The sequence below is a fragment of the Nocardia gamkensis NBRC 108242 genome (assembly GCF_001612985.1).
GTDB classification, from domain to species: domain Bacteria; phylum Actinomycetota; class Actinomycetes; order Mycobacteriales; family Mycobacteriaceae; genus Nocardia; species Nocardia gamkensis.
In genome coordinates, this window is the sequence record NZ_BDBM01000042.1 from 14,366 (window position 1) to 39,547 (window position 25,182).

General features: G+C 68.0%; 22 protein-coding genes and 1 pseudogene. 14 read left to right on the plus strand and 9 right to left on the minus strand.

Annotated elements, in window-relative coordinates:
• Positions 1-13 precede the first annotated feature (13 nt).
• A complete protein-coding gene (locus tag NG1_RS26985) occupies positions 14-1,369 on the plus strand; it encodes a TIGR03118 family protein (RefSeq protein ID WP_373686135.1) in 1,356 nt (451 codons plus the stop codon).
• Between the two features lie 48 nt (positions 1,370-1,417).
• Here NG1_RS26985 and NG1_RS26990 read toward each other — a convergent pair whose 3' ends face one another.
• The 3 genes from NG1_RS26990 to NG1_RS27000 form a co-directional block, all read right to left on the minus strand.
• The gene (locus tag NG1_RS26990) at positions 1,418-1,918 is read right to left on the minus strand and encodes a hypothetical protein (protein ID WP_062975387.1); all 501 of its coding nucleotides are present in this window, start codon (positions 1,916-1,918) and stop codon (positions 1,418-1,420) included.
• 166 nt (positions 1,919-2,084) lie between these two features.
• A complete protein-coding gene (locus NG1_RS26995) occupies positions 2,085-3,143 on the minus strand; it encodes a DNA polymerase III subunit beta family protein (RefSeq protein ID WP_063910446.1) in 1,059 nt (352 codons plus the stop codon).
• 177 nt (positions 3,144-3,320) lie between these two features.
• The gene (locus NG1_RS27000) at positions 3,321-3,671 is read right to left on the minus strand and encodes a winged helix-turn-helix transcriptional regulator (protein WP_062975392.1); all 351 of its coding nucleotides are present in this window, start codon (positions 3,669-3,671) and stop codon (positions 3,321-3,323) included.
• 64 nt (positions 3,672-3,735) lie between these two features.
• Here NG1_RS27000 and NG1_RS27005 point away from each other — a divergent pair, with 64 nt between their 5' ends.
• Positions 3,736-4,500: an SDR family oxidoreductase gene (locus NG1_RS27005; protein WP_062975394.1), complete on the plus strand. Its 765-nt coding sequence runs from the start codon at positions 3,736-3,738 to the stop codon at positions 4,498-4,500.
• A gap of 872 nt (positions 4,501-5,372) precedes the next feature.
• Positions 5,373-5,825, plus strand: a complete 453-nt coding sequence (locus NG1_RS27010) for a DUF4254 domain-containing protein (protein WP_062975396.1) — start codon at positions 5,373-5,375, stop codon at positions 5,823-5,825.
• Here the strand turns inward: NG1_RS27010 and NG1_RS27015 are convergent, their stop codons facing one another.
• The 3 genes from NG1_RS27015 to NG1_RS27025 form a co-directional block, all read right to left on the minus strand.
• Entirely contained in the window at positions 5,826-6,323 is a 498-nt protein-coding gene (locus NG1_RS27015) for a hypothetical protein (RefSeq protein WP_062975398.1), read from the minus strand.
• A 92-nt stretch (positions 6,324-6,415) separates the two neighbouring features.
• Positions 6,416-7,804, minus strand: coding sequence for an APC family permease (locus NG1_RS27020; RefSeq protein WP_062975400.1), 1,389 nt, complete (start codon positions 7,802-7,804; stop codon positions 6,416-6,418).
• A gap of 100 nt (positions 7,805-7,904) precedes the next feature.
• A complete protein-coding gene (locus tag NG1_RS27025) occupies positions 7,905-8,774 on the minus strand; it encodes a helix-turn-helix domain-containing protein (RefSeq protein WP_062975402.1) in 870 nt (289 codons plus the stop codon).
• Positions 8,775-9,342: 568 nt separating this feature from the next.
• On the opposite strand from NG1_RS27025, the gene NG1_RS27030 reads away from it, so the two are divergent.
• From NG1_RS27030 to NG1_RS27040, 3 genes are all read left to right on the plus strand, one after another.
• The gene (locus tag NG1_RS27030; RefSeq protein WP_062975404.1) at positions 9,343-10,014 is read left to right on the plus strand and encodes a PAS and ANTAR domain-containing protein; all 672 of its coding nucleotides are present in this window, start codon (positions 9,343-9,345) and stop codon (positions 10,012-10,014) included.
• A 284-nt stretch (positions 10,015-10,298) separates the two neighbouring features.
• Entirely contained in the window at positions 10,299-11,411 is a 1,113-nt protein-coding gene (locus NG1_RS27035) for a terpene synthase family protein (RefSeq protein ID WP_245660072.1), read from the plus strand.
• A 117-nt stretch (positions 11,412-11,528) separates the two neighbouring features.
• Positions 11,529-12,818 carry a GGDEF domain-containing protein gene (locus NG1_RS27040; protein ID WP_245660073.1) on the plus strand — a complete coding sequence of 430 codons (1,290 nt, stop codon included), beginning with the start codon at positions 11,529-11,531 and terminating at the stop codon, positions 12,816-12,818.
• Positions 12,819-12,941: 123 nt separating this feature from the next.
• Here the strand turns inward: NG1_RS27040 and NG1_RS27045 are convergent, their stop codons facing one another.
• Positions 12,942-16,358 (minus strand): serine/threonine-protein kinase, encoded by a 3,417-nt coding sequence (locus tag NG1_RS27045; RefSeq protein ID WP_062975406.1) that lies wholly within the window; start codon positions 16,356-16,358, stop codon positions 12,942-12,944.
• 410 nt (positions 16,359-16,768) lie between these two features.
• Here NG1_RS27045 and NG1_RS38565 point away from each other — a divergent pair.
• The 3 genes and pseudogenes from NG1_RS38565 (at position 16,769) to NG1_RS27060 (ending at position 18,749) form a co-directional block, all read left to right on the plus strand.
• A pseudogene (locus NG1_RS38565) lies at positions 16,769-17,457 on the plus strand (amidohydrolase family protein).
• Between the two features lie 9 nt (positions 17,458-17,466).
• Entirely contained in the window at positions 17,467-17,847 is a 381-nt protein-coding gene (locus NG1_RS27055) for a DUF1304 domain-containing protein (protein ID WP_062975408.1), read from the plus strand.
• A 542-nt stretch (positions 17,848-18,389) separates the two neighbouring features.
• The gene (locus tag NG1_RS27060; protein ID WP_062975470.1) at positions 18,390-18,749 is read left to right on the plus strand and encodes a DUF4254 domain-containing protein; all 360 of its coding nucleotides are present in this window, start codon (positions 18,390-18,392) and stop codon (positions 18,747-18,749) included.
• A gap of 218 nt (positions 18,750-18,967) precedes the next feature.
• Here the strand turns inward: NG1_RS27060 and NG1_RS27065 are convergent, their stop codons facing one another.
• Positions 18,968-19,576 carry a DUF4126 domain-containing protein gene (locus tag NG1_RS27065; protein WP_063910449.1) on the minus strand — a complete coding sequence of 203 codons (609 nt, stop codon included), beginning with the start codon at positions 19,574-19,576 and terminating at the stop codon, positions 18,968-18,970.
• 624 nt (positions 19,577-20,200) lie between these two features.
• Between NG1_RS27065 and map the strand changes: the two genes are divergently transcribed.
• From map to NG1_RS27090, 5 genes are all read left to right on the plus strand, one after another.
• On the plus strand, positions 20,201-21,064 hold the full coding sequence (gene map / locus NG1_RS27070; RefSeq protein WP_062975412.1) for a type I methionyl aminopeptidase: 864 nt from the start codon (positions 20,201-20,203) through the stop codon (positions 21,062-21,064).
• Positions 21,065-21,116: 52 nt separating this feature from the next.
• Positions 21,117-22,655 (plus strand): cobyric acid synthase, encoded by a 1,539-nt coding sequence (locus NG1_RS27075; RefSeq protein WP_062975414.1) that lies wholly within the window; start codon positions 21,117-21,119, stop codon positions 22,653-22,655.
• Between the two features lie 142 nt (positions 22,656-22,797).
• A complete protein-coding gene (locus NG1_RS27080; protein ID WP_245660075.1) occupies positions 22,798-23,031 on the plus strand; it encodes an AbrB/MazE/SpoVT family DNA-binding domain-containing protein in 234 nt (77 codons plus the stop codon).
• The gene (locus NG1_RS27085; protein WP_062975416.1) at positions 23,028-23,420 is read left to right on the plus strand and encodes a type II toxin-antitoxin system VapC family toxin; all 393 of its coding nucleotides are present in this window, start codon (positions 23,028-23,030) and stop codon (positions 23,418-23,420) included. Before NG1_RS27080 ends, NG1_RS27085 begins: the two co-directional genes overlap by 4 nt.
• A 56-nt stretch (positions 23,421-23,476) precedes the next feature.
• Positions 23,477-24,040 carry an alpha/beta hydrolase gene (locus tag NG1_RS27090; RefSeq protein WP_062975418.1) on the plus strand — a complete coding sequence of 188 codons (564 nt, stop codon included), beginning with the start codon at positions 23,477-23,479 and terminating at the stop codon, positions 24,038-24,040.
• On the opposite strand, the gene NG1_RS27095 is transcribed toward NG1_RS27090, so the two are convergent.
• Entirely contained in the window at positions 24,020-25,081 is a 1,062-nt protein-coding gene (locus NG1_RS27095; protein ID WP_062975420.1) for an alpha/beta hydrolase, read from the minus strand. The genes NG1_RS27090 and NG1_RS27095 overlap by 21 nt on opposite strands.
• Between the last annotated feature and the right edge of the window lie 101 nt (positions 25,082-25,182).

The window sequence follows — 25,182 nt, forward strand, 5'->3', positions numbered from 1 at the left end:
AGGAAACAAGAAGTTGAACGGACGTTGGAATGAGTCGCACCGTGGCGGTCTGCCTCGGTCGCGGACCCGGAGTGGTCTGCTGCGCGCGTCGGCGCTCGGTGTCGCGTTGATCGTGGCGGCGGGCTGCTCGGACTCGAAGTCGGACGACGTGCCCGCGCTCGACGGCAACAAATACGTCCAGACCAATCTCGCGGCCAATAACGCGGAGTACAAGGCGCAGTTCACTTTTCCCGACCTGGTGAACGCCTGGGGGCTGGCCGACCGGCCCAAGGGCGCCGGTGGGCACTTCTGGGTCGGTGCGGGCGGTAAATCGTTCCAGTTCGTCGGCGATGTGACCAGGTCCTCGGACGGGAAGGTGCAGAAGCTCTTCCAGGACGATTTGAAGATCGTCACCATTCCCGGCGCCGATGCCGACACTTCGGACAAGAGCGTGGGCAAGACCACCGGCGTGGTGTTCAATCCGGCGGCGATCACCTCCGATCTGTTCGTCGTGCACGATCAGCCGGTGGAGGCGGAAGGCGGGCCGCTGAACGGTTCGGCGCGGTTCATCTTCGCCACCGACTCCGGCAAGATCTCCGCCTGGACCGAGCTGGGCCTCGAGGGCCGGATCGTGCGCCACGACGGACCCGCGAACCTGGTCTTCGACGGCCAGCCGCAGGGGATGCAGTTCTTCGGCATCGCGCTCGCCCCGTCCGGTGACAAGCTGCTGGCCGCCGACTTCGGCGCCGACCCGCAGGTCCGGACGTTCGACCGCAACTGGCAGCTGATCCCGACCGCCGGCTTCGCCAACCCGTTCGCGACCGGCGACGCGATCGACCCGGCCGCGCCGGAGAAGGGCAAGAAGGCCAAGCCCGGCGATCCGGCGCCGTTCAACGTCTCGACCATCGGTAACCGCGTATTCGTCGCCTACGCCACCACGCAGCCGGACGAGAAGGACGCGACCGGGTTCGACGCCGGCGAGGAGGATTCGCTGGACAAGGACGAAGAGCAGGACGCGGGCGGCAAGCCGGACAAGGGCAAGCTGGCCGAGTTCGACGCAGGCGGCAAGCTGGTGCGCATCATCGACGACGGCAAGCGCCTCAACGCGCCATGGGCGGTGACGATCGCGCCGGACGGGTTCGGGCCGCTCAGCGGCAAACTGCTGGTCGGCAACTTCGGCGGCGCCGGGCACGTGCTGGCCTACGACGACACCACCGGCAAGTTCGCCGATTACCTTCGCGACGCCGACGGCAAGCCGGTCGCCATCGAGGGACTGTGGGCGTTGATGTTCGGCAACGGCGAGAGCCTCGGTGACGCGGACTCGCTGTACTTCACAGCCGGGCCCGACGACGAGAAGGACGGTCTGTTCGGCAAGCTGCGCTTGAAGTAGGCCCGTTCCTGAGCAGCCCGCACCGGATCGGTGCGGGCTGCTCGCGCGTTATCGGCCCCCGGTCGGCGCCGAGTCCCGGCGTTCGGTGCGCCGTTCGCGGATCGCCGACTCGACTTCGTCGACCGCCGTTCGGATCGTCGCCCCGTAGCCGTCGTCGGCGAGTGTGTGCAGACACCCGCGGGCGGCGTCGATTTCGCGCTGCGCGGCGTCGAACGAGCCGAGCCTGCGGTAGTCGTCGGCGAGGTTGAGGTGCAGTGACGGGTAGAACGCGGCCACCCGCAGCGATCCGTCGTAGTTCCGCGCGCGATCGTCGGTAAGGCTGTCGGCGGCGTCCAGCGCGCGGATGTCCCAGGTGAGCGCTTCGGCGGCGTCGTCGTACAGGTCGGCGAGATAGTGGGCGAGCGTGCACCGGTGCAGCGGGTCGCCTTGCGGGCCGAGCGAGGCCCACGCGGAGAGCAGAGCGTTCCGCGCGTCGTCCGGACGGCCCTCGCGGCCGAGCGCGACAGCGCTGGTGATGGCGTCCATGGTGGGGTCGGTTGCGGAGTTCATCGGGTCTCTTTCCGGGGTGGATGGGTGAGGTTCGGTGTTCGGGGTGAGCCGGACGAATTGCTCGGAGCGGCCCGGCAATCGGGAGTAGTCGGAGCGAATAGTGAGGATCGCCCGGCGGAATGAAGGCGCGGTTGCGTGCTTTTCGGCGAAGTGGTTGCGAGGACGATTAGGGGGAAGAGCCGGGTTCGGGAGTCCGGACCGGCATGGCCAAGGTGGTGAGGTCTCCGTCGGTCGCGGAGCGCAGGATCACCGGCTGATCGGCCGCGATGATGTCGAGCATGAGATCGGGGCCCAGCGCGGTGTGGACGGCGGGCAGCAGTGTCGCGGGGTCGAACGACAGGGTGACGGCGCAGCCGGTGACCGTCGCGGGCAGGCGATGCGCTGCGCCGGGTGCGGACGCCATGATTCCGGTCGCGTGGATCACGAATCGTACTGGCGTATGCGCTCTTTCGAGCAAGTCCAGCATCCTGTTCCGGGCGACGATCGCTCTGGTGCGGACCGCTCCCAGTCCCGACAGCACGGCGCGGTGATCCGGAAAGGATTCGTCGATGACACCGAACCGGTGTGTGATGCCGTGGCCGGTCAGAATCAGTCCGTCGTCGGCCGGTGCGGCGACGACCTCGTCCATGTCGCGTAGCCGTTCGGTGATCGACTCGAGGCCGTTCGGATCGAGCACCACGGACCATTCGCCGCCGTGCTGCTGCTTCGCCACCACCGTGCGGGTGGATAGACGGTAGCGGTCGGTCGCCGTGAGGGTGACGGCGTTCGCGCCCGCTTCCAGCAGAACGCCCGCCAGCACGGGAATCTCCCGGGTCCGGGCAGCGGCGGTGCGCACCTGCTCGAGCGCCTGCGCCAGCGCCGCCGCATCGACCGCCACGTGAGCGCCGAGCGATTGTTTGACCGCCGCGGCGACGTGCGCGGCTTCGCGCGCTCTGCGCGTCAGTTCCGCCACGTGACGATCGAGCAGGCGGTGCGCGCGCTCGGCGTCACCGGCGAGAATCTCCGCGATCGCCTCCAGCGGCAGCTCGATCGCCCGCAGCTGCCGGATTAGCGTCGCCTGTTCCCGCTGCGCCTCGGCGTAATAGCGGTATCCGGTCAGTGGGTCGACCCGGGCCGGAACGAGCAGGCCGCAGTCGTCGTAGAACCGCAGCGCGCTCGCCGTGAGCCCGCTGGCCCGCGCGAGCACACCGATCGTGATCAACCCTGCGGGCTCCGAACTCGTCACCCGGCCATCATGGAGCCTCAACCAACTCGAAGGTCAACCCCGCCCTCCCGGCGCGACTCACCGGCTCACACACTTCGCCGAAAAGTCTCGGGCTCGGATGCGGAGCGCGGCAAGCTCCGCTGATTCGACCAGCACAATCGCCCTGATCCGTGGACGTTGCGCAGGCGCGTGAGCCGCTCAGTCGGTACCGGCGTCGGTGGGAGTCACCCGCCAGCGGCGCGACCAGTCCCAGACCGGCCCCAATGCTGTGCCGAGTTCGATGCCCGCGGTGGTCAATTCATACGACTTGTCGGGATTCTTCGCGATCAGGCCCGCGGACTGCAAGTGCTGCAACCGCACCGACAGCATGCTGGAGGAGCAATTGCCCATGCGTCTACGCAGTTCGAGGAAGCCGAGGCGATCGGGTTCCAGTTCCCACAGGATGCGCAGGATCCAGCGCTGGCCGAGCATGTCCATCGTGGCCAGCAGCGGCGCGTTCGCCGGGTTGTCCCGGCCGCGCGGCGGCTTGGGTTCGTTTGCGCTTCTCATTTAGAACCAGCATAGTGATTCTGAAATAGAAGCACTGGCCCGGGCCGCCGGGCGGACCGAGAGGGTGACAGTGGACGACACGACCGGACGGCGAATCGTTCTGATCACGGGCGCCTCCCGCGGTATCGGCGCGGAGACCGCTCGGGTGCTCGCGGCACGGGGTGACCACGTGGTGATCAACTACCGGGAGAAGGCCAAGCGGGCCGACGCGTTGGCGGAGGCGATCCGGCAGGCGGGCGGCAGTGCGTCGACGGCGGGCGCGGACATCGCCGACGCGGATTCGGCAGGCGCCCTGGTCGCCGGGGTGGTCGAGGAGTTCGGCCGGTTGGATGTGCTGATCCTCAACGCCTCCGGTGGGCTGGAGCGCAACGCCTCACCCGGATACGCGATGGCCCTCAACCGTGACGCGCAGGAACGGCTGGTTCGACTTGCCCTGCCGCATATGCCTTCCGGTTCGCGGATCGTGTTCGTGACCAGCCATCAGGCCCACTTCCACGGCCGCAAACCGGTGCCCGCCGACTACGAACCCATCGCCGCCAGCAAGCGCGCCGGCGAGGACGCGCTGCGCGCCATGATCCCGGAACTCTCCGCCGAGGGCATCGCCCTGCACGTCGTCTCCGGCGACATGATCGACGGCACGATCATCGTCCAGTTGCTGGAGCGCCGAAACCCCGACGCGGTCGCCGCGCGCCGCGACCAGGGCACTTTGCCCACCGTCGCGGAGTTCGCCACCGCCGTCGCCCTGGCCACCGCCGCTTCCGCAGAGTCGGGCCACACCACATACATCGGCGGCCAGGACTACCTCGACACCTGCGAGGCCACTTCCTGAGCCTTCATGCGAAGACGAATAATTCGTTGGCGAGTCGCGGGTAAGACTCGGTCGATGGGTCGATGGGTCGATGGGTCGATGGGTCGATGGTGGATTACCTGGGCTCTGCATCGCGGACCGGGTGGGGCGAGATGCCGCAGCCGGTGCGGCTGGAAGTGGAGCGCCTGCTCGGGGATGTCGTGTGCGCGGCCGTGGATCAGCGCGGCGGGTTCAGCCACGGGGTAGCGGCGCGCGTGCGCACCGTCGGAGGCGAGTCGGCCTTCGTCAAGGCGATCGAGGCGGGAGACGAACTCGCGCAGGTGTATCGGCAGGAGGCACACATCGCGTCGCGTCTGCCCGCGACGGCGCCCGCGCCGCAATGCCGGTTCGTCAGCGAGATAGCGGGGTGGTTCGTCGGCGGATGTCGACCCGGATCCGATCATCGCCGCCCATCCGGTGACCCGCGATGTCGACCCCGCGGCTGTCGATGCCTTCGCCTGCGCGCTCGCCGGCTACTGGGCCGCGGCCTGCCGGAAGCCGGGGCCGCCGCGTTCGCCCTGTTTGCGACAGCATCAATCGGCGTTTGCCCGGCTCGCTCGCGAGTGGCTGGCGTGTCGGATCGGATGGCAATAGTCGCAGGAAAGATAGCTCTATCCTCGAAAAACCCAAGGTCACTGGATGTTTGCCACGACAGGGGAGACGGGCAGGGACCGAAAAATCCGGGTGATGGGCGTGTCGCGTGGGCGGAACTCGCCGAATCCGAGGCGGCAGACGCGACTCTCGGTCACGCTAGGCACATGTGGATGTTCGGGCAGTGCCGGGACACCGGCGAGGCAAGGCATCGAGGACGTGGCCGAGACGCGTCCATCCTGGTCGGAAGGGGAGTTCCGGAAATGGACCAGGCATACGAGGCCCGGGTGATTCCCGGCAAAGAACTGCTGCTGGCCGCCTTCCGCGGGTTGCCGCACATGGATCATCCGATGCTGGACGCGGCCGGCGAACTGGCTCAGCTGCACCAGACGCGCGAACGCACGCCCGCGAACCGATGCGACAAACTCGACCGGCGCCGGGCGCAACTCGTGCGCGGCATCGACCGCTGGGTCACCCTGGCGACGCCGATCCCGCCGCCCGCCGCTCCCGAGCACGCGGAGACCGTGGGCCGCATGGTGGACCGCCTGGCCATGCTGGCCGCCCAGGCATTCGTCGCGCTCACGCACGCGCCGGAATCTGTCGTCTACGACGCGTGGGTCCGGATCGACGAATTGGCCGACGGCTACCAGGATCTCGTCGAGGATCTGCGCGCCGGGGCGAGGCGACTACCCGAGGGGCGCTACGACCGCTGGTAGCTATCGGTTACGCCCGAACAGCCGGAACGACCGTTTGCGCCGGCGCGGCAGGGTCGAGTACACCATGGTCATGTCGGCGAAGACCTCGGCTTCCCGCTCGCGATCGACGCCGAAATCGGCACGGCCGAGTACGTGTTCGATCGAGTGCGGCGAGATCGAGGGCAGGATGACGGCCAAGGAGGGCGGCAGCGGATCGCCGCGTTCCTGATATTTGTGGTGACCGAGCAGCATGTGACCTATCTCGTGCAGGATGACGTGATCGGCGTTGCGGCCGGTCGCCGCGGCGTCGTACACGATGATGTCGTCGTGCTTGCGTGCCACCCACAGGCCGCCTCCGCCGCAGCCCGTGTCGGCCAACATCGCTTTGGGCACGGGGTGCAGGCTGATAGAACGTCCGCGATGGGCCGCCACCGCAGCCAGATAAGCGGTCAGATTCCACGGGTTGGGGAGGGGCACGGTCCGGGTGGCATCCCCGAAACGGGCTTCCATGCTGGTCATCGGCGCCCACCTTACCTATCGGGCGGCGACTAGTCATCTACGGAATTCCGGCACACCGAGGGAGATGATCCGCAGCGGCACAAGCCGATCGGTCACTCCGCAGGAGGCCCGCTGTCCAAGGGTTGTGCCCGCATGGCGCGGATGGCCAGGTAGTTCAGGCCCCACAGCGCGATTCCGATGGCCAGCAGCACACCGGCGATGGCGTATTGCGCCGGGTTGCGGTCGGTGAACGGTGTGACCAGAAAGCCACAGCTGAGCGCACCCAGGACGGGCAGCGGCGTCGGCGTCTTGAAGTGTTTGTGCGGCACCGGGTCTCGGCGCAGCACCAGTACGGCGACGTTGACCACGGTGAACACCGCGAGCAGCAGCAGCGCCGTGGTACCGCCGAGTTCGGGCACTTCACCGACGAACAGGATCAGCCCGAGGGCGAGCAGCGTGGTGAAGATGATGGCGTTGTAAGGCGTCCGGCGTCGCTCGTGTACTCGGCCGAACGGCCGGGGCAAGACCCCTTGCCGGGCCATGCCGTAGATCAGGCGGCTGGCCATCAGCATGTTGATCAGCGCCGAATTGGCGACGGCGAACATGGTGATGTAGGCGAAGACATGGGTCGGGAAGCTCGGCGCGCCGACCTCGACCACCTTCAGCAGGGGAGTGTCGCCTTCGCCGAGCTGGTCGGCGGGGACGAGCGCGACCGCGCTGATCGACACCAGAACATAGATCAGCCCGGTGATGAGCAGTCCGGCGAGCAGGACCTTCGGGAAGATGCGGGTGGGCTCCTTGCACTCCTCGGCCATGTTCACCGAGTCCTCGAAACCGACCATCGCGTAGAACGCGAGCGTGGTGGCCACGATGACGCCGCCCACCGCGTTGCGCTCCCCGGTGTCGAACTCGACGATGCGCGAGAAGTCGCCGTCACCCACGCCCAAGGCCCAGCAGCCGATCGCGATGACGATCAGCAGACCGGTCAGCTCCACACAGGTGAGCACCACGTTGAGCTTCACGCCCTCGCTCACACCGCGCAGGTTGATCGCCGCCACCACGGCCATGAACAGCAGCGCGATCCCCGTCACCGCGGCCCCGCTGCCGAGTTCCAGGTCGAAGGCTTCGGCGAAGTTGGCCGCGAAGGCCCGCGAGGCGGTGGAAGCGGAGGTGATACCCGAACTCATCACCGCGAACGCGACCATGAAGGTGAGGAAGTGGATGCCGAACGCCTTGTGCGTGTACAGGGCGGCGCCCGCGGCGTGCGGATATTTGGTGACCAGCTCGAGATAGCTCAAACCGGTGATGAGCGCGACCAGGAACGCTACGAGGAACGGCACCCACACGGCCCCGCCGACCTCGTTGGCCACCTTGCCGGTGAGCGCGTAGATGCCGGTGCCGAGGATGTCGCCGACCACGAACAGCAAGAGCAGCCCCGGCCCCATCACCCGGTTGAGTTCCGGCCCCGATTCCGATGTCGGATTCGCGGTGACTTCGGACATGCGTCCTCCCCTCGGCAGTAAGGGCGAGGGTACCCATTCGGCCGCGGAATAGTCGTTCGACCGGGCCGTCCGCCGCCGTGTTTCGCGGGGAGCGGACGCTCTACTCCATCCGATCCATCCGGCGCGCGGCCTCCACGATCATGGCCGCGGAGTCGCGCGGGCTCAGCGCCATGGCCCGCAGCTGATCGAAAATGACGCCGAAACGGCGGATTTCGGTGTGGCCCTCGATCAACTCGTCGCCCGCGATGCCCTCCACGTAGACCAGTTCGGGATCGGCGGGATCGGGGAAATCCAGCAGGGTGAAGGAGCCCGCCATCCCGGGGTGCGCGCCCGCGTCGAACGGCAGGATCTGCAGAATCACGTTCTTACGCTTGATCTCTTGCATGAGCCGGTCGAGTTGGCCGCGCATCACGGCGGGTCCGCCGACGGAACGACGGATCGCGGCCTCGTCCATGACCACCCACAGCTCGAGCGGGTTCTCCTTGGTCAGGTTGACGGCGCGGTCCATCCTGGCCTTCGCCCTGCTCTCCATGACCGCCGCCTCCAGCTTCGGCATCGAGGTGTCGATCACCGCCGTCGCGTACTCATAGGTCTGCAAAAGTCCTGGGATGATGGAGGTTTGGTAGTGCCGGGCCGACAACGCCTCGGACTCGAAGTTGATGTAGGCGGCGTAGACCTCCGACACGCTGCCCTCGTAGGCGCGCGACATGCCGGGCTTCAGCGCGTCGGACAGGAGCTCCAGTGCATCCTCGCGCTGCTCGTCCGCGATGCGGTAGAGGTCGAGCATCGCCATGAGGGTGCGTCGCTGCGGACGGGCCTGGGCGGTCTCGATCCGGTACAGCGTCGTGACGTTGATGCCGGTCTTCGCGCTGACCTCTTCCTTGCTGAGCTGGGCATTCTCGCGCATCTCGTGCAGCATCGCGGCGAGCCGCCGCAACCGGACGGTCAGTACGGTGCGCTTGCCTGCCATCAGTACAACCCCTTCGGTCTACGCACTTGCTGGAACGTGTTATGACGTTCGCCCTCGAATGCGGCCTATGTGCAGCGGATCTGTGCCGAGTGTGGGCACAGCAACAGAGACTACCTCCAGTGATCCACGTTATGGTCAGTGTTTTCGCGGGCTCTGCGTTCGGCGGCCGAGATCGAGGGGTGAACCGAACCGGCTACTCGGTTGAGCCCGCGTGCGGATACTCGCGGACCCGCTCCGCGTAGGCATGCGGGCGGCGAGAAGGCCGTGCGGCCGGAAAGCGACCGCCGGATGCCATCCCATGCGTCCGCTTCGTCCGCCGGAGGGTGGGTTCGGCTGGGGCGCTGCCGTGCCGGCAAGGCGGCGCTTCCGCGTGGATTCCGGCTCTCGAGCGTCGCGAACCCGCTATTGCAGCTTAATTGCTAGAGGTTTCATGACTAACAGGAATAGTCATTCCATGCAGCTAGAGGGATCTTTATAGAGGATGCCGAGAGTTTGCCACAATTTGATTTCATCTCGTGTTCCGGACCGTGGGCCGCGGACGCCGATGGATAATGGCCGCGTGACGAGGATGGATGACCTCGCGCTGAGAAGCGCCTCCGCGATAGCGAGCGTCATCGCGGGCACGCCGCAGAGCGTGGGCAGCTTCCGCTTCTGGTTCGAGGATCAGCGATGGGAATGGTCGGACGAAGCGGCCGCGATATACGGCTACGCCGAGGGGGAGGCGCAACCCAGTACGGAGTTGCTGCTGGCGCACAAGCACCCCGACGACCGAGCGCTGGTCGCCCAGTCCATCGCCACCGCGGTGCGAACCGGTGAGCCGTTCTGTGGCCGCCACCGCGTCATCGACACCGCCGGGCGAACCCACCACGTCATCGTCGTCGCCGATCGCCTGCTCGACGACCGGGGGCTGGTGGTCGGCACCGCCGGCTACTTCATCGACGTGTCCGGCACCCTCGAGGAGAACCGGCAGGAGATCCTCGACGACACCCTGCCCGAGCTGGTCGAATCACGAGCGGTGATCGAGCAGGCCAAGGGCGTGCTCATGGTGGTGTACGGCATCAACGCCGAACAGGCGTTCCGGGTATTGCAGTGGCGCTCCCAGGAAACCAACATCAAGCTGCGGACGCTGGCGCGCCAACTGGTCGGCGAGGTTCCCGCGCTGGGCGGCGGCCCGGCCTCGCAACGAGCCTGCTTCGACCATCTGTTGCTGACCATGCACGACGTGCTCGCGTCGAAGTGAGCGCCGGGTTCGGTGACCGTCAGCCGATAGATCGAGCGTAGGTCGCGCGCCGGAGGACTCCGGTCGCTGCCGCGCGTCCGGAACCGGCCACTTGCCTGCATGCGCCACCGCGACCCCCCGCCGCGGGCCGAACCCGCCGTTTGCCGCGGCGTCGCCGTCTAATGCCCGGTGTCCCAACGCTATACGGGGGAGGGTGTTGCGTGATCTTCGCCCTTCGACCGATCCCACTCCCGATAAGTCGGAGACAATTCATTGAAAGTAACCATAGTGGGAGGGAGTCCGTTGTGGTCAGTGAGTACACATCGGCACTCGAGCGGGAAATCGTCGACATGCGCGGGCAACACCAGGTGTTGCTGCAGGCCGGGCGGCAGTGGTCGTTGCGCGCGATGTTCGGCACACCCGACTGGGACATCGTCGATTACTGCCGCGACTTCCGGCCCAACCGGTTCGGCGAGCAAGCGTGCGCGGAGGTGGAACGTTTCTGCCGCGAGCACGGCATCTGGCTCGAGCGCGCGGGACCGCACTACAACAGCATGACGCCCTACCTGCACCCCGGCGCCGTCAGCGCCGAGCGGATGACGATCATCGGTCTCTACAACGCGATTCTGTTCTGGCTCAACGACACCGTCGGCCGGGAGAAGTTCGGGCACCTCCGCGACGACGAACAGCGCGAGGCGCGGGTGGCGATCGACCGACTGTGCGTGCTCCTGCGCACCCGGGCGGTCCCCGAGGACGCCACCGCTCTGGAGACCTCGACGTCGGCGTTCCTCGCGATGCTGTCCGCCCTCGCGGACCCGGCCTGGCTCGACCGGTTCGTCGAATCCACCATCGAGCACCTGCGGCCCGCGATCCAGGACCAGAACGCCCGGGCTCGCGGCGGGTTGCTCGGCGTCGCGGAGTACATCGATCTGCGGGCGCAGGTATCCGGCATGTATCCGGCTATCGCGCTGTGCGAGTTCGGCCGGGACGACTATCTGCCGTGGGAACGCATCCGGCACGCCGGGCTGGCCGAGGATCTGCACCGGTTGCGAATATTGACCGTCGAGATCGGCGCGCTGATGAATGACGTGTTCTCGTTCGAGAAGGAGTGCATCGTCGATCTGGCGGATTTCAATTTGATCCCGGCGGTCCTGCTGAACCATCCCGGATGGTCACTGGAGGCCGCCGTGCAGGCTGCCACCGAGATCGTGCGCGCCCGGCTCGCCGAGTTCCGTGAGCTGGGCGCGGTGGCCGCCGAACGGTGCGACCGCCTGGCCGCGCAGGACGCTGCCTTGGCGGCGACGGTCTCGACGCATCTCGCCGATCTGGTCGCGTGCGTCCAGGCGACCTGGGTCTGGCAGATCACGACCCTGCGGTACAAAGGCGCGTCGATCTTCAGGGAGAACGGGTTGCAATAATTCCGCTATCTCGCCATTGCTGGGAATGCTTCCGGTCGGCAGTACTCGACGGTCTCGAACATCTGTGGATACGATGCGTCGGGGGCTATCTCCGGCCTGAATGGTGAGGGGGTTGCGGTGGAACAGATCGAACTCGCCAGGATGGCGAACTTGTGGTGGCGCGCCCTGCAGGCCGTCGCCGGTGGGTCCGCGTCTGTACCGGACCCCGAGGTCGTGCTGCTCGGGATGGTCGAGGAGTTGGCTGCCGGCCTGGAGGCCGAACCCTTCGACGCGGGCGTCGGTCACCGGGTGGGCTCGGCGCTGGTCTCCGCGGGGCTGCTCGGCCCGGCCGTGCCCAGTACGTCCGCCCAGGTTCTGTACGAACTGGCCGAACACCGGTCGGCTCCGGAGACCGGACGGCGGCTCGCGGCGCTGCTCGCGGCGGTCGGGCAGGGATACGAAGCTCAGGCGCGCGCGCACGAGGAAGCGGTGCGCGAGGCACGCCGTTCCGACGACGCGCGGTTCCGCGTGGTCTTCGACAACGCCGCGATCGCGATCGCCATCGGCGACACCGACGGCACCTTGCTGGACGTCAACCGTGGCTTGGCGGAGATGATCGGGGTGCCGGCGGAAGCCCTGCGCGGGGTGTCCGTCTACGACTTCGCGCACCCCAGCGACCGCGAGGGCATCCGCACGCTGGTGTACGAGAAGCTGGTCCCGGCCGGGCAGGGCACGGTGCGACTGGAACAGCGGATCCGCCGCGCCGACGACAGCTACGGGTGGGCGTCGTTCGCCATCACCTTCGTCAAGGGCGTCGACGGGCAGAGCGATTACCTGCTCGCGGTCGGCGAGGACGTCACCGAACAGCACCGGATGCGCGAGGAGTTGCACCGGCAGGCCCGGCACGACCCGCTGACCGGGCTGCCGAACCGGCGTCATCTCATCGAACGGATCGACGCGATGATCGCCGACGCCCGCAACGGGGATCGTGCGGGATTGTGCTTCGTCGACATCGACCGCTTCAAACACATCAACGATCGCTACGGTCACGGCACGGGTGACCAGATCTTGACCGCGGTCGCCGGGCGCCTGCAGGACAGTGTGCGCGAATCGGGGTGCCTGGTCGCCCGCATCGGCGGTGACGAGTTCGTCGCGCTGATCCCGCCGCCGGCCAGCGACCACCGAGTAGCCACCGTGGCGAACAGCCTGCTCGAAGCGCTTGTCGATCCCATCACGGCGGGCGACCGGCGACTACGCATGTCGATCAGCATCGGCGCGGTCGTCACCGCGGTCGCGGGCGCGGACGCCGAATCGCTGCTCGACGCCGCCGATACCGGCCTCTACCGGGCGAAGGCCGACGGTAAGGGGCGGTGGGTGTTGCACATCCTGGACACCGACACCTCCCGCGGTCCGCAACCGGTGTTGTGAGCCGCGCGAACGATCAGTGGGCGTGATCCTCGCGCTGGGCGATTCCGGGCTGTGATGGCGCGTGGCCGACGCCCGTCGCCGGAGTGACGGTCGTGGAGCTCCGGCAGCCGTTCGCGCGGGTGTTCAGCGCGCCAGCAGCCTGTGCAGGAACCTCGGCGGGACCATCGGCCGCTCGTCGTCCCAATGCCCTGCGCGCAGGTCGTAGTCCAAGCCGCGCAACAGCGACACGATCCAGGGCCCCTCGTCGAGCAACGGACGGATGAGCCCGGCGTCGGCGTACCGGATCACTACCGGGACCAACTCGTCCTTCGCCGATTCGGTCTTTCCCGCCGCCGCGAGGCAGGAGGCGAGCAGTAGTGACGCCTGGGCGGCGGCCCGGGGGCGCCGATCGGCGTCGATGGAATCCCGCAACTGCCGGGCGCGCGCGGACGCGGCGGCGACCCTCTTGGCGGCTCCGGAACGCAGCAGCATCCGGATCGCGGAATCCTCGCGCATCTCCGCGGTCATCGTCGCGATACCGCTTTCCCCGGCCGGTGGCTCGGTGACGTAGGTGGCCGTCAGGCCGAGCCGGACCTGCTCGTTGGCGATGCGGGTGGCCAGCCGTGGCAGCTTCAGCGCACGCGCCACCTCGGCGCCTTCGTCCAGTCGGCGCGCGGCGGCCGCCAGGTCACCGCGTAAGGCCTTGATCCGGGCGCCGGTAGCGTAGTTGGCCATCAGGAAGTCGACCGGCCCGCCCTCGGTGCCGAGCCGTCCCGCTTCGTCCAGCAGGCGCTCCGCGGCGGCGAGTTGGTCGCGTTCGTAGAGCAGCTCGCCGAGCATGGCGCCGGCCAGGCGGGCGGCGTAGGACCGCGGGCCCGATGACTTGGCGATGTCGAGCGCGGTCTGGAAGCTGCGCTCCGCCTCACCCATATCGAGCTGTTCGCGTGCCGCGACGCCGACCAGGCTGTGGCTGTACATCAAGATGAACGTGCTGCGGGTCTGCCGGTAGAACGGTGTGGCCCAGTCGTGCCATTCCCGGGCCCGATCGAAGTCGAACCGGCTGAACGCCGTGTACGCGGCCAGGTTCGCGGCTTCGCACAGCACCCACGGCCCCAGCGTGTCGGCCCGGCCCAGGCATTTGCTCACCACGGCGTCCACACCTTCCGGATGGTCGGAGAACGCGCGCTCCACACACTCGATGAGGTCGGCTTCGAGTGCCAGATCGGGGTCGGGGGCCGGAGCCTTCTCCAGCCCGGCCCGTACCAGCCGTAACGCGGCGTGCGATTCGGTGGGCCTGCGCAGCACCGCGTGGGCCCAGGCGATCGCGATCTGCAGCCGAGGACGCGCGGCGGCGGCCGCGGGCGGAAGCTTGGCGACCAGCCCGAGAAACGTCGCCAGTTGCGCGTCTTCCACCAGCGCGCGGGATTTCGCCTCGAGGATGTCGACGGCCATTTCCCCGTCGTCGCCGGCCAGCGCGTGGTCGATGGCCTCGCTGAGCAGCCCGTGATCGCCGAACCAGGCGGCCGCCGCGCGGTGGAGTCCGGCGACCTGCTCGGGATGGTCTCGTTCGAGTCGCCTGCGCAAGAACTGCGCGAACAGATGGTGGTAGCGGAACCAGTCGCCGCTCTCGTCGACACGGCGCAGGAACAGATTGCGGCGTTCGAGGTTCTCCAGCAGATCCTGCCCGTGCGGCCGCCCGGTCAGGGCCGTGGCGAGTTTGCCCGAGACCCGTTCCGGCAGTGACGTTTTGAGCAGCACGTCGAGGAGCTCGGGCTCGACGGTGTCCAGCACGTTCTCGGCCAAGTATTCGGCGATGGCATGGTCACGCCCGGACAGGTGGGCGATCAGCGAAGCCGGGTCGGGGTGCTCGCGCAGCGACAGCGACGCCAGTTGCAATGCCGCCGCCCAGCCCTCGGTGTAGTCGCGCAGCTCGGCGCTCTCGGTGTCCGCCAGGGTGAGCCCGGTCTGCTCGGCGAGGAACGTCCGTGCCTCCTCGGCGTCGAAACGCAATGCGGCCGCGTCGATTTCGACCAGCTGGTGGCGCACGCGCATGGTGCCGAGCGGCAGGCCCTCCAGCGATCGGCTGGTCAGGATGATCTGCAGGTGCTGCGGGCCCTCCTCGATCAGATAGTGCAGGGCGTCGACGGCGGCCGGATCGGTGATCCGATCCCAGTCGTCGATCACCAAGGCGAACCGCTCGTCGCGTTCGTCGATGGCGTCGACCAGCGTGGTGAGCACGTAGCGCGCGGCGGCCGCGTCGCCCTCCTCCAAGACCGGCGCCAGGTCGGGCGCCAGCGGGCTCACGCGGTTGAACGCCTCGATCAGATGCGTCAGCAACCAGACGACGTTGTTGTCGTCACGGTCGACATTCAACCAGGCCACCACCACCTTGTCGGTCTCGGCGAGACGCTTGGCCCACTGGGCGGCCAGCGTGCTCTTGCCGAACCCGGCCGGGGCATGGATGACGGCCAGGCGCGGCCGCGGCTCGGTCTGCAACGCGTCGATCAGGCGCTCGCGCTGGACCAGCGGCCGGGTGGACATCGCAGGGCGGAACTTGGTCTCGGGTGTCGGCGGTGTCTTGGGGGGCGGAGTGGAGAACCGCGCGGTAGCGGTCAACGGCCGCGTGCTGAGGTCTTCGGACGCGGGCCGATCGCCTGCGGGCAGGGTCATGTGCTCGACCGGCATGTCGTTGCCGCGCTGGATATCGCGCAGGATCTCGCCGAACGCGGCGGCCGAGGCCGGACGGTCGGCGGGGTTGTGCGCCATGCTGACCTCGATGGCGGTGGCCACCTCGTCGGGGATGCCGTCGAGCCGTAGATTCGGCAGCGGTTCGGCGCTGATGCGCAGGAACTGGGCGACGATCTGCTCGCCGGACCGGCGCTCGTACGCCGCGTGGCCGGTGATCATGGCGAACAGCGTCGCGCCGAGTCCGTAGATGTCCGAGGCGACCGAGGGAACGCCGGAACGCAGCACCTCGGGCGCGGTGAACGCGGGGGAGCCGGCCACCACTCCCGTGGTGGTCTCGAATCCGCCTTCCACCCGGGCGATCCCGAAATCGGTGAGTTGCGGCTCGCCGTAATCGGTCAGCAGGACATTCCCCGGCTTGATGTCGCGGTGCAGGATTCCGGCTCGGTGCGCGGTCTCCAGAGCGCCGGCCAATTTCACCGTGATCCCGATCGCCTCGGGCACGGGCAGAAAACCTTCCCGGCGGATACGGTCCTCCAGCGAACCGCGCGAGTGATACGGCATCACGAGGTAGGGCCGCCCGCTGCGGGTGGTGCCCACTTGCAGGATCGGCACGATATTCGGGTGACCGGACAGCGCGCCCATCGCCTGTTGCTCGCGTAGGAATCGTTCGACGTTCTCCGGTTCCAGCTCCGGCCGTGCGGTGAGGACCTTGACCGCGACGCTGCGATTCAACGCCCGCTGCCTGCAGCGGTAGACGACACCGAACCCGCCCTTGCCGATCACTTCGGGGTCGTCGAGGCCCGCGCCCTCCAGTTCCCGCTCGATACCTGGAGGCCGATCGTGCTGTGTGGCGAACGGGTCCGAACCGGCCATGGTCCTGCTCTGCGTCGGATGTCTTCAGTCCTGCGGTAGATACCCAGTTTATGCCCAGCGAACCCCGTCCCCGGTTATTACGTTCGATATAGAAGATCAGGTGGAGAGGATGCTGCGGAAGTGTGCACCGGTGGGCGCGGGGGCATGCGTTTCGGCAGGGCAACATGCCTTCGAGGCGCGGAAGTCGCTGTCCGGCGGCCGGTGTCACCCCGGAAAACCTCCCATAGCGGACGTCGGCGCAGGACTGTCGAGCAGCTAGGACGTGTGTCAGAATCCGCATGACCATCGACGTCTGGGCGCAACATCCGACCCGGCGATTCCTCGCCCACGACATCTTCGCCTCGCTACGGCGGTGGACCGGAGCCGTGATACCGACCGACGAGATCCCGCTCGAGGTCACCCTCGACGCGATGGACGCCGCGGGCGTCGACCGAGCCCTCATCTCGGCGTGGCACGCGCCGGAAGGCGTCCTCATCTCCAACGACGAGGTCGCGGCCTGGGTGGCCGAGGCGCCGGAGCGCCTGCTCGCGATCGCGTCGGTGGACGTGCGCAGGCCGATGGAGGCGGTCCGGGAACTGCGCCGCCGGGTGGAGCGGGGGTTCAAGGGCCTGCGGGTGCTTCCGTGGCTGTGGGAACTACCGCCGACCGACTCCCGGAGCTGACCATCGTCTGCGGGCACATCGGTTACCCGTGGACCGAGGAGATGATCGCCGTCGCGCGCAAGCACGAGAACGTCGTCATCGATACCTCGGCGTACACCACGAAACGCCTTCCGGCCGAACTGGTCTCCTATCTGAAGTCCCGTAGCGGTCGGCGCAAGGTGCTGTTCGGTACGAACTATCCGATGATCTTCCCGCAGCACGCGCTCGACGGCCTCGCCGCCCTCGGCCTGGACGACGAGACCCGCTCGCTGTACCTCGACGGCAATGCGCGGCGTGTTTTCGGACTGGCCGGTCGACCGAATCGTATGGCGGCGTGTCGGGTAGGTGCTGCGCGCTGCTCGGGCCATAAGATGCCTCGGCATGCCGGAGTCGACCGGGCTGTCGCGCGGATCTCCGCGGGATCCATCGTCGGCCTCACCGGTCGGCGCGCATCGTGAGGAGGTCGAATGCTCTGGGTGGTACAGGTGTTCGCCGTCGCGGCCGCTGTGCTCCATGTCGGCATCTTCGTCATGGAGTCGGTACGGTTCGGCGACCCGAAGGTCTACCAGGGGGTCTTCCGGATTTCCGAGGCCGAACTGCCCTCGGCGCGGCCATGGGCGTTCAATCAGGGCTTCTACAACCTGTTTCTCGCGGTGACGACACTGGTGGGCGTGGCGATCCTGCGGTCGGCGCCGGAAGCGGGATGGGCGCTGGTGCTCAGCGGCTGCGGGTCGATGCTGGCCGCCGCGGTGGTGCTTGTGGCGCACGACCGCCGGTTCGCCAGAGCCGCGGTGGTGCAGGGAACGCTACCGGTGTTGACGTTGCTGGCCGCGGCGACCCAGCTCTGAATGCGGCTCACGCGCCGAGGATCGGTGCGCCGCATCGGTATCGGGTGATCGCGCGAAGGATTCTCATCGCCCCTCCGGGGCCGGCGGGCACGATCGGCCCACCGGTGCCGACCGAAGGTTCGCGGAGGCGGCCGAATTTCGTACTCACGGGCGGGTGAGCGGCCCGCGAAGGTGACCACGAGTCGGGAACGAGCGGCGAGGCGCGCCATCGCCGACGGGTGTGGAGTGGACTCGACCGGGGAGTCGAAAAGGGTTGCGGCCGGTCTGCTCTGGGCGTTCACGCGCCGTCAGGAGCCCTTGACCGCAGAATGCGGACGCAATCTTGCGTTCTTGCATCTGTACGTGCATGATCCAGCTAGCCTAGTTGTGACAACGATCCGATGGCCGGGATAACGGAATCGAGAGCCAATTATGTTGGTACAAAGAGCGTTGGTGTCGGGTGAACTCGGGGGGCGCCGATGAGCGCGCCGACGGTGGGCGTCTTACCGACCGCACCACAATTGCTGTGCGCTTTCCAGGGTCGGCGTTTCCAGGACAGGGAGCTGCTGCGGTCCGCACACGCACTCGCCGAGCTGCATCAGCACCGCGTGCAGGTGGTGGACGCCGCACTCCTCGCCGAAATCGACTGTCGGCGCCGCGAACTCGTCGACGAGATCAACGACTGGGTCGCGCAGGAGATCCCGCAGCATCGCAACGGGGCTTCGCTGCACACCGAAAGCCTCGGCGCCGTGGTGGACCGGATGGCGCGTAGCTGGGTGAATGCGAATCGGGTCATTCACACCGAGGGCGCGCGCAGCGACAATACCCATAAACATTGGTATCAACTGGCCGAACTGGTGGACGGGTACACTGATCTGGTAACCGACGTGGCCGGTGGCCGCCGCCGTTTGCCCGAACAATGATTTCGTCGCGACGGTGGTCTCGTCCGCGGTAGTGACACTGCCCCGCAGCGTCACTCGTCCGAATGGCGACGTCCCGGTTCCGAGTCATCCGACCAGTGGCTTCGGCCGGGCGATTCTGTCGCCGGCACAGTGACGGCGGGCGCAATGGGGCGCCCCGCCCGGCGTGCCGCGTGGTCGACTGGCGCGGCACGCCCGCCACCTATTCCGCTGCGTGGCAATTATTCCGCGACTTGTAGGCTGTCGCCCGCGCGCGCTGCCCGGCGGGCGCGCCGCCGCCGGAGATAACGACGGATTCGGCTCGCACAGAAATACACCAGCGCCAGACCGAGGACGAGCAGAATCGCCGCGATCACCGCCGCGGCCACAGGGTGGAAAACTGCGAGGGAGACAACTCCGGCGACGGTCACGTCCTCGGCGGTGCTGACCACGATGTTGCTGGCGGGCTCCGGGGAGGTGTTGACGGCCATCCGCGTTCCGGCTTTCACCAGGTGGCTCATCAGCGCGGCGGTGCCGCCGACCGCGCCCGCCGCGAGCTCCGGCAGTGATCCGTCCTGTCCGGCCAGCAGCGCGGCGACCACGGCTCCCGCGATCGGCCGCACCACGGTGTGCACCGCGTCCCAGAACGAGTCGAGATAGGGGATCTTGTCCGCCACGGCCTCGATCAGGAACAACACCGCGGCCGCGATCAGGACATCGGTGCGCTGCAACGCTTCCGGCACGGAATCGGTGAATCCGAACCGGCCGAAGAGCCCGAGCAACAGGACCACCGCGTAGGCGTTCACACCACTGGCCCAGCCTGCGGTGAAGATCAGAGGTAGTACGGACACCTCGCCCATGGTATGGCGAGCGGGCCGTTGGTGCCGGAGCGGTGAGTCGTCGTTGCTTATCGAGCATTTCTTCGGCCGAGTTCGGAAATTCGGTCAGCAGCTCGACCGTGTCGTCGCTGGACGACATGGTGGCGACCGGCAAGCGGCCATGAACTCGGTTATCCGCTGGCTGAAATCTCCTGCGCGGGGGCGAAATCCCTCGAAGTTGTCCATGCGTAGAATCCGGCCGACAATCCCGTCTGCGCCGTGAGAGCGAACGCGCTGCGCAGGAATTCATAGTATGTCTCTTTACGACTTATCAGGGTCACCTGTACCAATCCCGGCCGCTCTTCGCGACCCGCCTTGTCGACCGTGACATACACGGTCGCCGCCGCGTGGAGACGAGTGCGGCACACAGGGGCTTTGTGGGCGTAGATATGGTCACTGATCGCGCGGGCAAATCCCTGAAGAGTGCGTGCGACGAAAATAGTGGATCGGTGTCACGGCGCCGAGGGGCGGCCGATGACCACCGCCCTGCGTGGGGTGATTCGAGGCCGCGCGCACCGGACCGGAACCGGACCGGGGTCCGATCCTGTTCCCGCTGGCCCTCGGCATCGGCGCGGGCGGTTGATTACGCTGTTCGCTATGTCTGTCCGCACTCGCAAGCCCCTCGTCCCCGGTACGTTGTCGCCCACCCGTGAAGTCCCGCGTGCCATCGAGCGCCCGGAATACGCGTGGAAGAAGACCGCCGACGAGGGGCGCGAGCCCTGGGTGCAGACCGCGGAGACGATCGAGAAGATGCGCATCGCGGGCAAGATCGCCGCGCAGGCGCTGGAAGAGGCGGGCAAGGCGGTCGCGCCCGGTGTCACCACCGACGAGCTGGACCGCATCGCGCACGAGTACATGTGCGACCACGGCGCCTACCCGTCGACTCTGGGGTACAAGGGTTTCCCGAAGTCGTGCTGCACCTCGCTGAACGAGGTGATCTGCCACGGCATCCCGGACTCCACCGTGATCGAGGACGGCGACATCGTCAACATCGACGTCACCGCCTACATCAACGGCGTGCACGGCGACACCAACAAGACCTTCCTCGCCGGTGACGTCGACGAGGAGGTGCGCCTGCTGGTCGAGCGGACCGAGGAGGCCACCATGCGGGCGATCAAAGCCGTGCGGCCCGGCCGGGCGCTGAACGTGATCGGCCGCGTCATCGAGTCCTACGCCAACCGGTTCGGCTACGGCGTGGTGCGCGACTTCACCGGCCACGGTGTCGGCCCGACGTTCCACAGCGGACTGGTCGTGCTGCACTACGACCAGCCCGCGGTGGAGACCGTCATCGAACCGGGCATGACGTTCACCATCGAGCCGATGATCAACCTCGGCGGCATCGACTACGAGATCTGGGACGACGGCTGGACCGTGGTCACCAAGGACCGCAAGTGGACCGCCCAGTTCGAGCACACCCTGGTGGTCACCGAATCGGGGACCGAGATCCTGACCCTCCCGTGACCCGCCGTGATCCGGCCGCCCGGGTGGCCGCTCACCGGATGACCGGACGGCGATGAAGGGCGCGCTGCTCGTCGCGGGCACGACCTCGGATGCGGGGAAGAGTGTCGTCGTGGCGGGGATGTGTCGGATGCTGGCACGGCGCGGCGTGCGCGTCGCCCCGTTCAAGGCGCAGAACATGTCCAACAACTCCGTGGTCACGCTCGACGGCGGGGAGATCGGGCGGGCGCAGGCGTTGCAGGCCGAGGCGTGCGGGCTGGAGCCCAGCGTGCGGTTCAATCCGGTCCTGCTCAAGCCGGGCAGCGACCGTCGTTCCCAGCTGGTCGTGCGAGGAAGGGCGATCGGCACCGTCGGCGCGGAAGACTACTTCCGGCATCGCCGGGAGTTGCGCGACGTGGTGGCCGCCGATCTCGCCGCGCTGCGCGCCGAATTCGACGTGGTCGTCTGCGAGGGCGCTGGTTCGCCCGCCGAGATCAACCTGCGCGCGACGGATCTGGCGAACATGGGGCTCGCGCGCGCCGCGGAACTGCCCGTGCTGCTCGTCGGAGACATCGATCGCGGTGGCGTGCTCGCCCACCTGTTCGGCACCGTCGCCATCCTGGAACCCGAGGATCAGCGACTGATCTCGGGTTTCATCGTCAACAAGTTCCGCGGCGCGGTCGAGCTGCTGCGGCCGGGGCTGGAGCGTCTCACCGAACTCACCGGCCGCCCCACTCTCGGAGTGCTGCCGTATGCCGAGGACCTCTGGATGGATGCGGAAGACTCGCTGAGCACCCTCGGCGACGCGCCGGTCGGCCGCCCTCGGCCCCCGCTGGGCGCCGACTGGCTGACCGTCGCCGCGATCCGGCTGCCGCGCATCTCCAACTCCACCGACGTCGAGGCGCTGGCCTGCGAACCCGGCGTGGCGGTGCGCTGGGTGACCGAGCCGTCCCGGCTGGCGGGCGCCGATCTGGTGGTCCTGCCCGGCAGCAAGGCGACGGTGTCGGATCTGCGGTGGCTGCGGCGTACCGGCCTCGCCGACGCCCTGCGGGCACGCGCCGCCGCCGGCGGGCCGATCCTGGGCGTTTGCGGGGGCTACCAGATGCTCGGCACTCGCATCCTGGACCGCGTCGAATCCGGCGCAGGCGAGGTCGACGGGCTGGGGTTGCTCGATCTGACCGTCGAGTTCGCCGAATCCAAGGTGTTGCGCCGGAGTGAAGGGCACGCCGCGGGAATCGCCGTGCGCGGCTACGAGATCCACCACGGCCGCGTCACGCACCGCGGTGACTCGGCGTGGCTCACGGTCGACGGCGAGCCGGAGGGCAGCGTTCGCGGCGCGGTGTGGGGTACCCATCTGCACGGGCTGCTGGAGTCCGACGAGTTGCGCCGCGCCTGGCTCCGCGCGGTCGCCACGGCGGCCGGCCGCACGGGTTTCGTTGTGGCCGACGATGTCTCGGTGTCGGCGGTGCGTGCCGCACAGCTCGATCTGCTGGCCGATCTGATCGAAGACCACCTCGACATCGCCGCGCTGGAGCGGCTGCTCTCCGAGGGCGCGCCTGCCGGGTTGCCCATCCTGGCGACCGACGCGGTGCTCGCGGGCGACCATATCGGTTGACGCGGGCCACCCAGCGCCTTACCTTGCAGTAAGGAATTCGGCTCCAGGTAAGGCTTGGAGTCGGTCGGCACGGTCGGGTGTGAGGATGATGGCGGCGGAGAAGAGGCCCAGCGGCCGAGGGACGAATGTGGTGTCGGCGACGGTGACCAGTAAGGGGCAGATCACGATCCCGATCGATGTGCGCGTGGCGATGGGGTTGCGCGCGGGCGTGCGAGTCGCGTTCGTGCCCACGCCCAACGGCACCTACGAGCTGGTGCCCGAGACGCGCACGATCAAGGCGCTCAAAGGCATCCTCGGCTGGTCCGGCTCGCCCATCGGCCTCGCGGAGATGAACGAGGCGATCGCGGGCAACGTCGTGGAAGGTAAGCGCGGATGATCGGGCTGGACGCGAATGTGCTGATCCGCTACCTCACCCAGGACGACCCGGAGCAGTCCGCCCGGGCCAACCAGGTGATCGACGGGCTCAGCGAGACCGAACCCGGCTACGTCACGATGATCGTGCTCGCCGAGATCCACTGGGTGCTGCGCCGTGGCTACAAACAGGATCCCGAGGCTGTCACCGATGTGCTGCTCGGGCTGCTCGACTCGAGCGAAATCGTGGTGGAGCGTGCCGACACCGTGCGCCAAGCGCTGCGGCGGGCCGCCGACGGCGCGGACTTCGCCGACGCGCTGATCCAGCAGCTCGGCCAGGAGGCCGGCTGTGAACTGACCGTCACCTTCGATCACAACGCAGGTGAGCGGGCCGGGATGCGCCTGCTCGCCTGATTCCGCCACCCCCGACCCGCCGCCGTAATGCCCTGATCCGTGTAGCGTGATTCGGCATGGAATCTCGGCAGATCACGGTGGGTGACCGGGCGTGGACCGTGCGGATCGATGGGCCGGAATCCCGGCACAGCGTGCTGCTGCTGCCCGACGCGGGTGATTCGGCGGACGTCTTCGATCAGGTGTGCGCCCGTCTGCACACCTCGGATCTGCGCACCTTCGCGGTGGAGTCGATCCAGGGTCTCGACGCGGCCGCCGTGACCGCGATCCTGGACGAACTCGCTCTGCCGTGGGTGAACGTGGCCGGTTGCGGCGCGGGCGCGGTGCTGGCATGGCAGGCGTGCGCCCGCGGATTCGGCCGCTTCCAGAGCCTGGTCGTGGCCGATCGCGGGCACCCGGCCACGCCAGGGCCCGACGGAGCGGTGGCGGACGCGTCGACCGGCCCGGTCGAGGTGCCGACGACGCTGCTGGTCACCAAGAATCTGCCGCGCTCGGTGGCCGACGCGTCGGGACGGTTCGTCTACGGCGAGTTCCGGGTGGTCGAGGTAGACGTCACCGACGTGGCCACCGAAGCAGGCCACGAGCTGGCCACCGAGATCGTGCTACGCACCAGCCTCTGGTGACTTCGCCCCCTGGTAGTCCGCGAGCCATTCGAGCCAGTTGTCGAGCTCGCGGAAGGCCTGGGCCAGCGGTTCGGCACCGCTGAGGAACACGTCGTGCTTGGCGCCGTCGATCGGCACCATGTTCGTGCGGTCGCCCAGGCAGCCCGACCAGCGCTGGATCTGCTTGACGTCGAGCACGGCGTCGGCCACGTCCACGGCGGGGCCGTACTCCTTGGCGAACTTCGTCATCCGGGAGCGCAGGATCAGCGAGGGCACGCCGATGTCGAGGCCCTGGTGCAGCCGCGCGTGGCCGTTGCGGATCGCGCGCAGCCAGCCGAGCCGCACCGGGAAGCCGTGCAGCGGTTTCCAGTCCAGGTTGTAATCCCACTCGCCGGACGCGGAGCGGTGCAGGCTGTCGCCGTATGTGCTGATCTTGGCGCCGGGCAGCTGGACCATCCTCCGGAAGCGTCCGACCGCTTTGATGATCGGCGTTCCGACGGTCCGGTAGTACGCGGGACCCTGCAGGTCGAACCACGGGCTGTTGAGCACCACGCCGGTGATGCCCGCGGCGGCCGTACCCTGCGCGCGGTTGAGCCGGTCCAGCCACAGCGACACGACCAGGCCGCCGGTGGAGTGGGCGTTGACAACCACGGAGGCGCCGGTCTCGGCCCGGACGATCCGCAGCGACTCCGCGAGCTCGCGGTCGTAGAAAGCGAGATCCGTCACATAGTGCGGGGTGTGTCCGTCGCGCAGCGAGCGGCCGCATTTGCGCAGGTCGAGCGCGTAGAACTGGAATCCGCGCGCGGCGAAGTGCTCGGCGAGGTGTTCCTGGAAGAAGTAGTCGGTGAATCCGTGGACGTAGAGCACCGCGCCCGCGGTCTGCTCGACGGCGCCGGAGGGCACGTAGCGCACCAGCGTGGCCACCACCTCGCCCTCGCCGTCGGGATCGGGGCCGAGCGACAGCGTGCGCTGCTGGTACTGCGGGCCCAGGACGTCGGGGCGCCAGCCTTCACCCTCCGGAGAAGTGCTGACCGGCTCGGCAAGCGACTGTTCGTTCGTCACGCGACCAATGTATTGGACAGTGTCACGCGCCGACAGACCACGGCGTGCCATCGGCCGCCGAAGTGACGACGATCTCTGTCGCATTCCGCACATTCCGCAGG